Source organism: Orrella dioscoreae (assembly GCF_900089455.2).
Taxonomy (GTDB): Bacteria; Pseudomonadota; Gammaproteobacteria; order Burkholderiales; family Burkholderiaceae_B; genus Orrella; species Orrella dioscoreae.
Genome location: NZ_LT907988.1, coordinates 2,086,997 through 2,099,142, shown reverse-complemented (window position 1 = coordinate 2,099,142; position 12,146 = coordinate 2,086,997). Strand labels below are relative to the sequence as shown.

The following is a 12,146-nucleotide window of genomic DNA, read 5'->3' as shown; positions in this document are numbered from 1 at the left end:
CTTGGGGCGGCCCGGCGGCAAAAAAAAACCGGCCCCGAAGGGCCGGCTGGATCAGGCGCGATACCTTGCAGGCATCAGCGGCGCATCGCCGCTTCCGCCTTTTCGGATGCCACGTTCAGCGCGCGCATCGGCGGCACGTCGCCGGACAGCGCGGTCTGCAGTTCGGCGTTGAAGATCTGCTCGACCTGCGGATAGTTGGCCAGGCGGAAGCCGCGCGCCGACGCCGCCGGCGTGGCACGGACCGATTCGACCACGGCTTGCGCTCCGGGAACGCGGTTGTAGAACGAGACGTCGGCCGCGCGGAAGGCAGCGTCGGTCAAGGGCAGGAAGCCCGTGTTCTGATGCCACTGCGCCGCCACGACCGGCTTGGCGAGGTAGGCCAGGAAGGCCATCGTGGCCTTGTCCTCGTCGCGGGGATGGCCTGCCACGGCCCACAGCGCCGACCCGCTGACGAAGGGTCGGCCGGGCTGCTTGGCGACTTGCGAGTAGTAAGGCAGAGGCGTCACGCCGAAAGGCACCTTGCCCGCCAGGATGCTGCCCAGCGCGCCCGAGCCCGCCGTCAGCACGCCGCACTGGCCCTTGGCGAACAGCGCATCGGCGCGGTCGTCGTCGGTGTGCTCGGTCAGCAGCAGCGAACGCTTCCAGCTCACCATCAGCGACAGGTGGCGCATGTACAGCGAGTCGAAGTTGAACTTGGGCGTGCCCTTGTCCAGGCCGTTGTTCGCGCTCGTGTACAGGCGGTTGTTCATGGGCGCCAGGTTTTCCAGGTGCACCGAGACTTGCTGGCTGGTCGCGTACGGGCAGTTGAGATCCGTGTTGTCGCGCAGTTTCAGCAGGTCGGCCTGCAGGTCGTTCCAGGTGCGCGAAGGCGCCTTCGGGTCCAGGCCCGCCTTCTTGTAGGCATCCAGGTTGTAGAACATGACCGGGATCTCGGCCATCCAGGGGAAGGCGAGCAGTCGGCCACGGTTGTCGCGCACGAAGCTCGAGGTCTGCGGCAGGAACCAACCCAGGTCCTTGATGGGATAGTCGTCCAGCAGGCGGTACAGCGGCAGGATGGACTTGTGCTCGGCGATGACGTCGGGCGAGTGGTTGTCCTCGATCTGCACCAGGTGCGGGCCCTTCTTGGCGGCGACGGCACGGGTGGCCGCGTCGCGCAGATTCGCCTGGCTGTCGAAGCCCTTCAGCACCACGCGCACATCCTTCTGGTCGCGGTTGAATTGCTTGACGATCTTTTCCAGCTGGTCCTTGTTGGCCGGACTCAGGGTGTGCCAGACCTGCACGTCGGTGGCGGCCATGGCCTGCGCCGACACACCGGCCAGGCCGAGGACCAGCGCGTGCCCGGCGGCGCGCACGATGCGGGGAACGCCCGCGCTTTGCATCATGTTCATAGCGTCTGTCTACAAGCCAATAAAGGGAAACTCGGGTTCGGGCCGGCGTCCATCCACGATGTCCGCCAAGGCCTTCCCCGAGCCGACGCCCATGGTCCAGCCTAGCGTCCCATGCCCGGTGTTCAGGTACAGGTTGGGAACGCGGGTGCGGCCGATCAGGGGCACGTTGGAAGGCGTGGCCGGGCGCAGGCCCGACCAGTAAGCGGCGCGCCCGATGTCGAGCGCGCCGGGAAACAGCTCGCCGGCCAGTTGCGCGAGCATCTGGCAGCGAGCGGGATTGAGGGCCCGGGAATAACCCGCGAACTCGGCCGTGCCGGCCATGCGCAAGCGGTCGCCCAGGCGGCTGATGACGACCTTGTTGCCGCTGTCGGTCAGGCTGACCGAGGGCGCCGCATCGGGGTCCAGCACCGGGAAGGTGGCGGAATAGCCCTTGGCCGGATAGACCGGGCAGGACACGCCCAGCGGGCGCACCAGGGCCGGCGTGAAGCTGCCCGCCGCGGCCACGTAGGCATCCGCCTTCAGCAGGCCGTAGCGGCCGTCGGCGCCGATGAACTCGACCCCGCTGACCCGGCCGCCTTCGGTATGCAGGCGGGTGGCCTGGGTGGAGAACAGGAACTCGACGCCTGCGTCGGCGGCACGTTCGGCCAGGGCCACGGTGAAGCGGTGCACGTCGCCGCTTTCGTCCTCGGGCGTGTAGTCCGCGCCGACCAGGCGATGGCGGTATGCCGCCAGCGCGGGCTCGATGCGCACGGCCTCGTCGGCGCTGATGGCGCGCCGGTCCACGCCGAATTCGCGCATCATGCCGGCGGCGCGTTGCGAGGCTTCGAACTGGGCAGGGTCGCGATAGATGTTCAGGATGCCGCGCGAGAGCTGGTCGTAGTCGATGTCCAGCGCGGCGCGCATCTGGCGCAGGATGCCGCGGCTGTATTCCGCCATGGACACCAGCGCACGGATATTGGGGGCCAGCCGCGAAGGCAGGCATTCACGCAGGAAGGCCAGGCCCCACTGCCATTGGCGCCAGTCCGCCTGGGGGCGGAACAGCAGCGGCGCGTCGTCGCGCAGCATCCAGCGCAGCAGCTTCAGGGGCGCCTGGGGATTGGCCCAGGGCTCGGCATAGGAAACGGAAATCTGGCCGCCGTTGGCCAGGCTGGTTTCCTGGGCAGGGCCGGCGGCCCGGTCGAGCACGACCACGTCGTGGCCAGCCTGCCGCAGCCACCAGGCACTGGATGTGCCGAGGATGCCGCTGCCCAAAACCGCGATTTTCATTCCAGATTGGCTCCAGGCCCGGGCCTGCCGGGGCGCGCCTGCCCGGCACGATGCCTGGCTTGGCGGCCGCGCGGGCGCGGGCGATCACGCAGTTTAACGCGGCCTGCGCACCCGCCCAAAGCACTCCGTGCGCGGCGGGCGCCGCCCGGGGGCGGCCGCGCAACAATCCACCGGCATCCCCCTGGAGGTCAGCCCTTCAGGGCAGCCACGTCGGCTTCGGAGGTAAAGGCATCGGCGAAGAACGCCTCTTCGGGCAACTGGCAGCGCGCGCCGAAATCGCGGCGGGCCGCATCGACCATGAGCGGCGTCCCGCAGGCATAAACCTGCCAGCCCGACAGGTCGGGCAGGTCCTGCATGACCGCTTCGTGCACGAAGCCCGTGCGGCCCGTCCAATTGTCCTCGGGCAGGGCCTGGGACACCACCGGGATGTACTGGAAGTCGGGGATCTGGGCGGCCCAGCCTTCGGCCAGCGCGTGCATGTAGAGATCCTGGGGACGGCGGCCGCCCCAGTACAGGCGCACCGGGCGGCGGATGCCGGCCAGCTGCATGTGCTCGACGATCGCCTTGACCGGCGCGAAGCCCGTGCCGCTGGCCAGCAGGACGATGGGCGCGTCGCTGTCCTCGCGCAGGAAGAACGAGCCCAGCGGCCCTTCCAGGCGCATGATCTCGCGCTCCTTCATCTGCGTGGCGCCGGCGCCGAACACGTGGTCGGTGAACACCCCCCCAGGCAGGTGGCGGATGTGCAGTTCCAGCGGGCCGCCCGTGCCCGGGGGGCTGGCCATGGAATAGCTGCGGCGGCGGCCATCCTTCAGGATGACCTCGATGTACTGGCCGGCGTAATAGCGGAACGGCTCGGTCGCGGGCAATTGCAGCGTCAGCACCGTCACGTCGGGCGCGGCGCGCTCGAGCGTCATGACGCGGGCGGGCAGCTTGCGGATCTGGATGTCGCTGGCGAGCCGCACTTCCTTGGATTCCAGCACCATGTCCGAACGCGCATGCGCCTGGCAGAAAAGCGTGTAGCCCTGCGCGATTTCCTCCGTCGAGAGGATCTGGGCGGGCGTGCCGCCGGCCTCGAAATCGCCCGACACCACCCTGCCCTTGCAGGTGGAACATGCGCCATTGCGGCAGCTGTAGGGCAGGACGATGCCCGCGGCAAGCGCGGCGTCCAGCAGCGTCTGGCCGGCGTCGGCGGTGAAGGTGTGCTGGCTGGGAAGGACGGTAACCTGGAAGCTCATGGCAGTGACGGGGGGCTGGTCAGTCGAAGTCCCCGCGCACCGCGCGGGGCATGAAGGGCGACAGCCAGGCGGGCCGCCACCCGAGCCGAGGTCAGTCCTCGAACTTGCGGATTTCCTTGATGCGGTTCTGCTCGTCCACCAGGATCACCCGGGGCTTGTGCGTGGCCACCTGCGCTTCGGACATGGGACCGTAGGTGCAGATGATCATCAGGTCGCCCACCTGGGCGCGCCGGGCGGCGGCGCCATTCAGCGAAATCTTGCCGCTGCCGCGTTCGGCCTTGATGATATAGGTGTCGAAGCGCTCGCCGTTGGTCACGTTATACAGCTCGATGCGCTCGAACTCGCGCATGTCGGCGGCGTCCAGCAGGTCGGGATCGATGCCGCAGGAACCTTCGTAGTGCAGGTCGGCTTCCGTGACGGTAACGCGGTGCAGCTTCGCACGCAGCATAATGCGTTGCATGATATGGAATTTCGCTCGTTTCAGGTGAGAAGGCCGACATTCTATAGTTTTTGGCTTGCGCCCATGGCCGCGATGCCTATGCGCGCCGCCGGGCCCAGGGGGCGGACGGCCCAGCCAGGCCGGCGCCAAAAACGAAACCGGCCCCACGAGGGGGCCGGCCGCGGCATCGCCCATGGGCGATGCCGGGTCATGCAGGCATCAGCGCACCGACTTCAGCGTGTCCAGCGGCGTCAGCGCCGAAAAGCTCGACCGCGTGGCGATGTGCTCGGGACGCGGCGCCAGCCCATACTTGGGTGAATTCAACGTGTTCTCCATGCTGTTGTAGACCATGAAGACGTTGGCGCGCGGCCACGGCGAAATGTTGCTGTTCGAGCCATGCATGGTGTTGCAGTCGAAAAACACCACCGAGCCCGCCTTGGCGGTCATGGGCTTGATGCCGCCCTGCTCCACCAGCAGTTGCAGGCTCACCGGATCCGGCACGCCATACTCCTGCTTCTTCAGCGAGTCCTTGTAGTGGTTCTCCGGCGTCTCGCCCACGCAGGAGATGAACTGGTGGTGCGAACCCGGCACCAGCATCAGCGGGCCGTTGCAGGCATTGTTGTCGGTCAGCAGCACCGAGCAACTCAGCGCGCGCATGTTGGGCATGCCGTCTTCCACGTGCCAGGTCTCGAAGTCCGAGTGCCAGTAGAACTCCTTGCCCTTGAACCCTGGCTTCAGGTTCACGCGGGACTGGTGCATGTACACCTCGGAGCCCAGGATCTGGCGCGCCACGTGGATGAGACGCGGGTCGCGCGCCAGCTTCAGGATGACGGGGCTGAGCACGTGCACCATGAAGATGGACCGCACCACGTCGCTGTTGCGCTCGGTGATCGACTCCTCGCGGCGGATGATGGCGGGGTCGCGCGTCATGCGCTCGGCCTCGGCCAGCAACGCCGCCACTTCCTTTTCCGAGAAGACGTCTTCCAGCAACAGGAAACCGTCACGCTCATAGGCATCCAGCTGGTCGCGCTTCAGGGCATCGGCATAGTCGCCGTTGCCATGCACCACCGGATCCTGCCGGGCGATGATGGCCGAACCGCGGTCGGTCCGTGACGCGTAGGGATCTTTCGCAGGACTAATCATGAATCCTCCTTCGAATCAGGCGGCCTGGTCTTCGACGATCGGGTACACACCCTTTTCGTCGTGCACCTCCAGGCCGGTAAGCGGGGGGTTGAACACGCAGATCACGCGCAAGGGTTCCTTGCCGCCGCGCAGCCAGTGCTCATCGTTCTTGTCCAGCGCGTAGACCACGCCAGGTTCCAGCTTGTATTTCTTGCCATCGGCAATCGTCTCGATCTCGCCGTCGCCCTCGACGACCCACACGGCTTCCAGGTGGTTCTGGTAGTGGATGTGGGTCTGGCCGCCCGGGAAGATCGTCGTCTCGTGGAAAGAGAAGCCCATGCCGTCCTTCTTCAACAGCACGCGGCGGCTCATCCACGTATCGGTCTTGACTTCGTTTTCCGTGCCGATCACATCTTTCACGTTACGTACGATCATCGTGCCTTACCTCCGAATTTCAGGACGCGGGCGCCTTGTTGCCCGCTCTCGGCCAGCGCCTCGCCGACGCTGCGCTCGATCACTTCCAGGCCGCGCGTGAGCAGCTCGTCCTCGATGGTGAGGGCCGGCAGCAGCTTCAGCACTTCGTCCTGCGCGCCCGAGGTCTCGATCACCAGGCCCTGCTCGAAAGCCTTGCTGGCGATGCGGCCGGCGAGCGAGGGATCGCCGTTGGTCACCAGGCCCTGGATCAGGCCGCGGCCACGCACGGCCAGGCCGGCGTTGGGATAGCTGTGCACCACGTTTTCCAGCCAGTCGCGCACCATGCGCTCCTTGCGCTGGATTTCGGTGGAGAACGCATCGCTGGTCCAGTAGGTGTCGAGCGCGGCGGTGGCCGTCACGAAGGCCAGGTTGTTGCCGCGGAAGGTGCCGCTGTGCGCGCCGGGCTTCCAGATGTCGAGCTCGGGCTTCATCAGCACCAGCGACATCGGCAGGCCATAGCCCGACAGCGACTTCGACAGCGTGATGATGTCGGGACGGATGCCGGCCGACTCGAAGCTGAAGAAGCTGCCGGTACGGCCGCAACCGACCTGGATGTCATCGACGATCAGCAGCATGTCGTGACGGCGGCAGAGCTTTTCCAGTTCCTTGATCCAGCGCAGCGTGGCGACGTTCACGCCACCTTCGCCCTGGACGGTCTCGACGATCACGGCAGCGGGCTTGTCCAACCCGCTGCTGGGATCCTCGAGCATGCGCTCGATGCACGCAATGCTGTCGACATCGGGACCGAAGTAGCCGTCATAGGGCATGAAGCTGGTGTTGGCCAGCGCCACGCCGGCGGCATTGCGGAACTTGGCGTTCGCGGTCACGGCCAGCGAACCGCCGCTCACGCCGTGGAAACCGTGCGTGAACGAAATGATGTTCTGGCGGCCCTTGACCTGGCGCGCGATCTTCAGCGCGGCTTCCACGGCGTTGGTGCCGGTGGGGCCGGTGAACTGCAGCGTGTATTGCCAGTTGCGCGGCTTGAGCAGCACGCGCTCGACCGTTTCCAGGAACTGCTTCTTGGCGCTGGTGGCCATGTCCAGGCCATGCACCACGCCATCGGACTCGACGTACTCGACCAGCTTTTCCTTGAAGACAGGATTGTTGTGGCCGTAATTCAGGGTGCCAGCCCCGCTGAAGAAGTCGATATATTCGTTGCGGTTCTCGTCGATCAGCACCGAGCCCCTGGCCTGGTTGAAGATCACCGGGAAGGATCGGATGTAGCCGCGCACTTCGGACTCCATGCGATCAAAAATTTTCAAATCCATATCTTTCTCCCTCTTAGAGTTTGGGTACCTGCGTACGTACTTCGAGGCATGGCGTCTCTGCCTGCCCCGGGGTGATGGCTAACCCCGATCTCTCCTCCCAGCCTCGCTGGAAACGTCGAACGGACCTATCCGCAACAGCTCTTCATCTTCATGCCCTTGCCCGCCGAAGAGGCTTGCGGGAAAGAGTGGCGATTCGGCGACCGAAGTGCCGAGACGCCGGGCCAGGCCCGCGAACATGCGCCGCGAAGCCTGGTTGTCGGGACCGACCGTGGTCTCGACATGACGGATACCGGCCAACGCGGGCCGGGCCAGCAGATGCGAGAGCATCTGGCCGCCCAGGCCGTGGCCGCGGGCCCGCTCGTGCACCGCCACCTGCCAGACGAACAAGGTGTCGTCGCGGCCGGGCGGCACATAGGCGGAAATGAACCCATCGAGCGCGCCATCGCGCTCGGCCATCACGCACGTGCCGGCATGGTGTTCACACAGCAGCAGGTAGGCGTAGACGGAATTCAGGTCCAGCGGCGGGCTGGCCTGGATCAATGCGTGGATAGCCGCGCCATCCTCACGCCGCGGCGGTCGCAGCGCGTGGGCCGCCACCGGCGCCAGCGTCATGGCTTCGCTCATACGACCAGCCCCGATTCGGGCGGCGCGCCATGCGTGGGCACGTCCAGGATGGGCGAGCCGTGGTCGGCCTGCGCCTCGCCCGCGGGCGACTCGGCTTCCATGAGGTCGACGATGCGCTCGAGCGACAGCGTGATCGTGGCCTGCTCCAGTTCCGGCAGCGCGTTGAGCGAATCCGCCAGACGCTTCTGCAACGGCGAAGGCGCCTCGCGAGCCAGGGCGTCGCCCGCGGCCGTGGCACGCACGAAGACGATGCGGCGGTCTTCGCGGCCCCGCTCGCGGGTGATCAGGCCCTTGTCCTCCAGGCGATCCAGGATGCCGACCACCGTGCTCGGGCTCAGGTGCATTTCGCGGCTGAGCGCCGTCGCGGTGAGCGGCCCCCCGGCGGCCAGGATGGCGCGCAGGCAGATGAGCTGCGGCGCCGTGATCTGGCTGCATGCGGCCAGCTGGCGCGAGTGCAGCGCAACAGAACGCGTGATGCGGCGCAGCGCGCGCAGGATCCGCAGGTCGTATTGCTGCGGCGACGGCGTGGGTGCCGACTGCTGTGTTGTGACAGAATCATTCATAACCAAACCAATTCAATAAGATTAATTAGTACACGAATAATTTGAGGCCCATGCTACCGGTGCCACTCTAGGCTGTCAACCTTCCACCCGGACGCAAATCCCTTGTAAATACAGTGGCCTGGCGGGTTTTCCCCTAAGCAGGAAAACGTATGTTTTTTTTATTTAGTTCCATGTACCATCTGTTTCAAAACATCAATGCAAGGGGAAAGCGCCATGGCCGCCATGTCGGCACAGGAGCGCCTGCAACAAGGCTACGCGGGCTATACGCCCGAGTTGCAACGTGCCGCTCGCTGGATCATTTCGCACCCGGCCGAAGCCGGGCTGTGGTCCATGCGCAGGCAGGCCGAGGCCGTCAATGTCTCGCCCGCGACCATGCTGCGGCTGGCGCGTGCCGCCGGCTACGACGGCTATGACGCACTGCGGCAAGCCTGCCAGCAGGCGCTGGCCCGCAAGGCGAACACCACCTTGCGCGAACGCGCGGCCGCCCTGCAGGCCGGACCTGAACTGGACGGCCACGCCGCCCTGACCGGCTTGCAGGTCGACGCCCTGCGCTCGGTGCAACAGGCCAATTCGCTGGCGCAACTGGACGCCGCCGCCCAGACGATGCTGCAGTCGCGGCTGGTGGGCTTCCTGGGCACGCGCTCCAGCTTCGGCATCGCCTTCCAGATGCGCTACGCCTATCAGCTCGTGCGCAGCAACGGCATTCTCATCGACGGGCTGGGCGCCATGCAGGCCGAGGCGGCCGACGTGCTGCAGGCCGGCGACGCGCTGGTCGTGATCTCGCAAGCCCCCTACCCCGCGCTGACGGTCCAGCTGGCCACCGAACTCAGCGCGCGCGGCGTGGCCCTCATCGCACTCACCGACAGTCCGCTTGCGCCCTACACCGCCCAGGCACGCCACACCCTGGTCTTCACGCCGCCCGACACCGGCCAGGCGCAAGGACGGCCCGGCTCCTTCTTCCACACCACGGCGGGCCTGCTGGGGCTGGCCGAACACCTGGTGGCGCGCCTGGCCGCGCGTGGCGGCCCCGAGGTGCTGACGCGCCTGTCCGCCGTCGAGACCCGCCTGCGCGCGCGCCGCGCCTACTGGCGCGCCACGCCGGAGGCCGGCGAACGCCAGCACACGAACGCGGCGCATGCCGCCTCCCCCTCCCTTTCCTCCGACGCGCCCTTTTCCGACACGCCATGACCGACACCCGAGTCTTCCACCGCTCCTTACGCCACACCCCGTCCACCGCCGTGCGCGGTGACGGCGTCTGGCTCTTCGACAGCAACGGCCGCGCCTATCTGGACGGCTCGGGCGGCGCCGCGGTGTCGTGCCTGGGCCACAATCATCCCGAAGTGCGCGCCGCGATGCATGCGCAGATCGATGCGCTGGCCTATGCGCACACGGGCTTCTTCACGACGGAAGTCGCGGAACGGCTGGCCGAGCGCCTGGTGGCCGAGGCGCCCGCGGGCACCAGCCACGCCTATTTCGTGTCGGGCGGCTCCGAAGCCATCGAGGCCGCGCTGAAAATGGCGCGCCAATACGCCGTCGAGACCGGCCAGCCCCAGCGCCAATACCTGGTCGCGCGGCGCCAGAGCTATCACGGCAACACGCTGGGCGCCCTGGCCGTGGGCGGCAATGCCTGGCGGCGCGCGCAATTCGCGCCGCTGCTGGTCGATGTGACGCATGTCTCGCCCTGCTATGAATATCGCGACCGCCACGAAGGCGAGTCCGTCGCGCAGTACGTGGACCGGCTGGGCCAGGAACTGGAGGACACCTTCCAGCGCCTGGGCTCGGACAAGGTGCTCGCCTTCGTCGCCGAGCCCGTGGTGGGCGCGACGCTGGGCGCGGTGCCTGCCGTGCAGGGCTATTTCCGCCGCATGCGGGAAATCTGCGACCGTCACGGCGTACTGCTCATCGCCGACGAGGTCATGTGCGGCATGGGCCGCAGCGGCACGCGCTATGCCATCGAGCAGGAGGGCATCACGCCCGATCTCATCACCATCGCCAAGGGCCTGGGCGGCGGCTACCAGCCCATCGGCGCGGTCATGGCGCAAGGACACATCGTCGACGCCATGGCCCGGGGCAGCGGTTTCTTCCAGCATGGCCACACTTATCTCGGCCACGCCACGGCCTGCGCCGCCGCGCTGGCGGTACAGGAAATCATTGCGCGCGACGACCTGCTGGCGCGCGTGCGCCGCCAGGGCGAAGGCCTGATGGCGCGCCTGCAGGCCAGGCTGGGCGAGCATCCGAACGTGGGCGACCTGCGCGGACGTGGCCTTTTCCAGGGCGTGGAGCTGGTGGCGGACCGCGCCACGCGCGCCCCCTTCGATCCGGCCCGCCAGCTGCATGCGCGCGTCAAGCGCGCGGCCATGGCGCGCGGCCTCATGTGCTACCCGATGGGCGGAACGATCGACGGACGACAGGGCGACCACATCCTGCTCGCGCCGCCTTTCATCATCAGCGACGATGAGCTGGATCAACTGGTGGATCGCCTCGCCGGCGCCATCGACGACGCCCTGCAGGCGCAATGACACCGACAGGTTTGCAGGCCAGCCGTTCATGCGTGCAAACGCGGGGTCGCGCGCGCACGCCGACACGGCTTATCATCTCGACCGCCGGCCCGGGGCCGGCACACAACGGGGAAAACCCATAAAAGGAGTTAGTCATGCGTCACTTCGCAACCAAACACCTGGGCAATAAAGGGCTCATGCTCGGCACCGCCGCCGCGCTCGCCGCGGCGCTGGCCGCACCGCTGCCGGCCGCCGCGCAGCAGAAATTCGTCAGCATCGGCACGGGCGGCGTCACCGGCGTCTACTACGCCGCGGGCGGCGCCATCTGCCGCCTGGTCAACAAGGACCGCGCGCAACATGGCCTGCGCTGCTCGGTGGAGTCCACCGGAGGCTCGGTGTTCAACGTGAACACGATCAAGGCGGGCGAGCTCGACCTGGGCGTGGTGCAATCCGACGTGGGCTACAACGCCTATGAAGGCCAGGGCCAGTTCAAGGACGGCGGCGCCTACAAGAAGCTGCGCTCCGTGTTCTCCATCCACCCCGAGCCCTTCACCGTGGTGGTGCGCAAGGAAGCGGGCGTGAAGACCTTCGACGACCTCAAGGGCAAGCGCTTCAACGTCGGCAACCCCGGTTCGGGCACCCGCGCCTCGCTGGAACAGCTGATCGCCGCCAAGGGCTGGACGCTGAAGGACTTCGCGCTGGCCGGTGAACTGCGCCCCGACGAGCACGGCGCCGCGCTGTGCGACGGCAAGATCGACGGCTTCTTCTATGGCGTGGGCCATCCCTCGGCCAACATCCAGGACCCGACCACCAGCTGCGGCGCGCAACTCGCGTCCATCACCGGTCCGGCCGTGGAAGAGCTGCTGAAGAAGTACAGCTACTACGCCAAGGCCATCATTCCGGGCGGCCTGTACCCGAACAATCCCAACGACGTCGAAACCTACGGCGTGACGGCTACCTTCGTGACCTCGGAAGACGTGCCCGCCGAGTCGGTCTACGTGATCGTGAAGGCCGTGTTCGAGAACTTCAACGACTTCAAGAAGCTGCACCCCGCCTTCGGCAACCTCAAGCCCGAAGACATGGTGAAGAACGGCCTGTCGGCGCCGCTGCATCCTGGCGCCGAGAAGTACTTCAAGGAAAAGGGCCTGCTGTAAGCCGGGCGGCCGGATCGCCGGCCCCTTGCTTACCCTGCCGCCGGCCCGCGCCGGCGGCGTCCTGCCCTGCTGCCTGTCACGACGGCGGCGCGACGTGCGCCGCCGCCAGGCGCGC

The 12,146-nt window shown here is 67.1% G+C and carries 12 protein-coding genes; 3 read left to right on the top strand and 9 right to left on the bottom strand.

The window, feature by feature from the left end:
* Positions 1 to 74: 74 nt before the first annotated feature.
* The 9 genes from ODI_RS09795 to ODI_RS09755 form a co-directional block, all read right to left on the bottom strand.
* Entirely contained in the window at positions 75 to 1,388 is a 1,314-nt protein-coding gene (locus ODI_RS09795) for an extracellular solute-binding protein (protein WP_067760106.1), read from the bottom strand.
* Positions 1,389 to 1,397: 9 nt separating this feature from the next.
* Positions 1,398 to 2,654, bottom strand: coding sequence for a D-amino acid dehydrogenase (locus tag ODI_RS09790; protein ID WP_067760108.1), 1,257 nt, complete (start codon positions 2,652 to 2,654; stop codon positions 1,398 to 1,400).
* Positions 2,655 to 2,842: 188 nt separating this feature from the next.
* A complete protein-coding gene (locus ODI_RS09785; protein ID WP_067760111.1) occupies positions 2,843 to 3,889 on the bottom strand; it encodes a CDP-6-deoxy-delta-3,4-glucoseen reductase in 1,047 nt (348 codons plus the stop codon).
* Positions 3,890 to 3,980: 91 nt separating this feature from the next.
* Positions 3,981 to 4,349 (bottom strand): aspartate 1-decarboxylase, encoded by a 369-nt coding sequence (gene panD, locus ODI_RS09780; RefSeq protein WP_067760113.1) that lies wholly within the window; start codon positions 4,347 to 4,349, stop codon positions 3,981 to 3,983.
* Between the two features lie 198 nt (positions 4,350 to 4,547).
* Positions 4,548 to 5,471 (bottom strand): ectoine hydroxylase, encoded by a 924-nt coding sequence (gene thpD / locus ODI_RS09775; RefSeq protein ID WP_067760116.1) that lies wholly within the window; start codon positions 5,469 to 5,471, stop codon positions 4,548 to 4,550.
* Between the two features lie 15 nt (positions 5,472 to 5,486).
* Entirely contained in the window at positions 5,487 to 5,885 is a 399-nt protein-coding gene (locus tag ODI_RS09770; RefSeq protein ID WP_067760118.1) for an ectoine synthase, read from the bottom strand.
* Complete coding sequence (gene ectB, locus ODI_RS09765) at positions 5,882 to 7,192, bottom strand: diaminobutyrate--2-oxoglutarate transaminase (RefSeq protein ID WP_067760121.1); 1,311 nt, start codon at positions 7,190 to 7,192, stop codon at positions 5,882 to 5,884. The genes ODI_RS09770 and ectB overlap by 4 nt, the downstream gene beginning before the upstream one ends.
* A gap of 78 nt (positions 7,193 to 7,270) precedes the next feature.
* Positions 7,271 to 7,816, bottom strand: coding sequence for a diaminobutyrate acetyltransferase (gene ectA, locus ODI_RS09760; protein WP_067760124.1), 546 nt, complete (start codon positions 7,814 to 7,816; stop codon positions 7,271 to 7,273).
* The gene (locus ODI_RS09755; protein ID WP_067760127.1) at positions 7,813 to 8,379 is read right to left on the bottom strand and encodes a MarR family winged helix-turn-helix transcriptional regulator; all 567 of its coding nucleotides are present in this window, start codon (positions 8,377 to 8,379) and stop codon (positions 7,813 to 7,815) included. The genes ectA and ODI_RS09755 overlap by 4 nt, the downstream gene beginning before the upstream one ends.
* A 213-nt stretch (positions 8,380 to 8,592) precedes the next feature.
* On the opposite strand from ODI_RS09755, the gene ODI_RS09750 reads away from it, so the two are divergent.
* The 3 genes from ODI_RS09750 (at position 8,593) to ODI_RS09740 (ending at position 12,031) form a co-directional block, all read left to right on the top strand.
* The gene (locus ODI_RS09750; RefSeq protein WP_067760131.1) at positions 8,593 to 9,567 is read left to right on the top strand and encodes a MurR/RpiR family transcriptional regulator; all 975 of its coding nucleotides are present in this window, start codon (positions 8,593 to 8,595) and stop codon (positions 9,565 to 9,567) included.
* Entirely contained in the window at positions 9,564 to 10,898 is a 1,335-nt protein-coding gene (locus tag ODI_RS09745; protein WP_067760134.1) for an aspartate aminotransferase family protein, read from the top strand. The genes ODI_RS09750 and ODI_RS09745 overlap by 4 nt, the downstream gene beginning before the upstream one ends.
* Positions 10,899 to 11,032: 134 nt before the next feature.
* Positions 11,033 to 12,031 (top strand): TAXI family TRAP transporter solute-binding subunit, encoded by a 999-nt coding sequence (locus ODI_RS09740; protein WP_067760136.1) that lies wholly within the window; start codon positions 11,033 to 11,035, stop codon positions 12,029 to 12,031.
* The last annotated feature ends 115 nt before the right edge of the window (positions 12,032 to 12,146 follow it).

Coding starts and splice junctions, on each gene's coding strand:
- ectB (WP_067760121.1), bottom strand. CDS start 7,192: ATGGATTTGAAAATTTTTGATCGCATGGAGTCCGAAGTGCGCGGCTAC.
- ODI_RS09750 (WP_067760131.1), top strand. CDS start 8,593: ATGGCCGCCATGTCGGCACAGGAGCGCCTGCAACAAGGCTACGCGGGC.
- ODI_RS09785 (WP_067760111.1), bottom strand. CDS start 3,889: ATGAGCTTCCAGGTTACCGTCCTTCCCAGCCAGCACACCTTCACCGCC.
- ODI_RS09755 (WP_067760127.1), bottom strand. CDS start 8,379: ATGAATGATTCTGTCACAACACAGCAGTCGGCACCCACGCCGTCGCCG.
- ODI_RS09795 (WP_067760106.1), bottom strand. CDS start 1,388: ATGAACATGATGCAAAGCGCGGGCGTTCCCCGCATCGTGCGCGCCGCC.
- ODI_RS09770 (WP_067760118.1), bottom strand. CDS start 5,885: ATGATCGTACGTAACGTGAAAGATGTGATCGGCACGGAAAACGAAGTC.
- thpD (WP_067760116.1), bottom strand. CDS start 5,471: ATGATTAGTCCTGCGAAAGATCCCTACGCGTCACGGACCGACCGCGGT.
- ectA (WP_067760124.1), bottom strand. CDS start 7,816: ATGAGCGAAGCCATGACGCTGGCGCCGGTGGCGGCCCACGCGCTGCGA.
- panD (WP_067760113.1), bottom strand. CDS start 4,349: ATGCAACGCATTATGCTGCGTGCGAAGCTGCACCGCGTTACCGTCACG.
- ODI_RS09745 (WP_067760134.1), top strand. CDS start 9,564: ATGACCGACACCCGAGTCTTCCACCGCTCCTTACGCCACACCCCGTCC.
- ODI_RS09790 (WP_067760108.1), bottom strand. CDS start 2,654: ATGAAAATCGCGGTTTTGGGCAGCGGCATCCTCGGCACATCCAGTGCC.
- ODI_RS09740 (WP_067760136.1), top strand. CDS start 11,033: ATGCGTCACTTCGCAACCAAACACCTGGGCAATAAAGGGCTCATGCTC.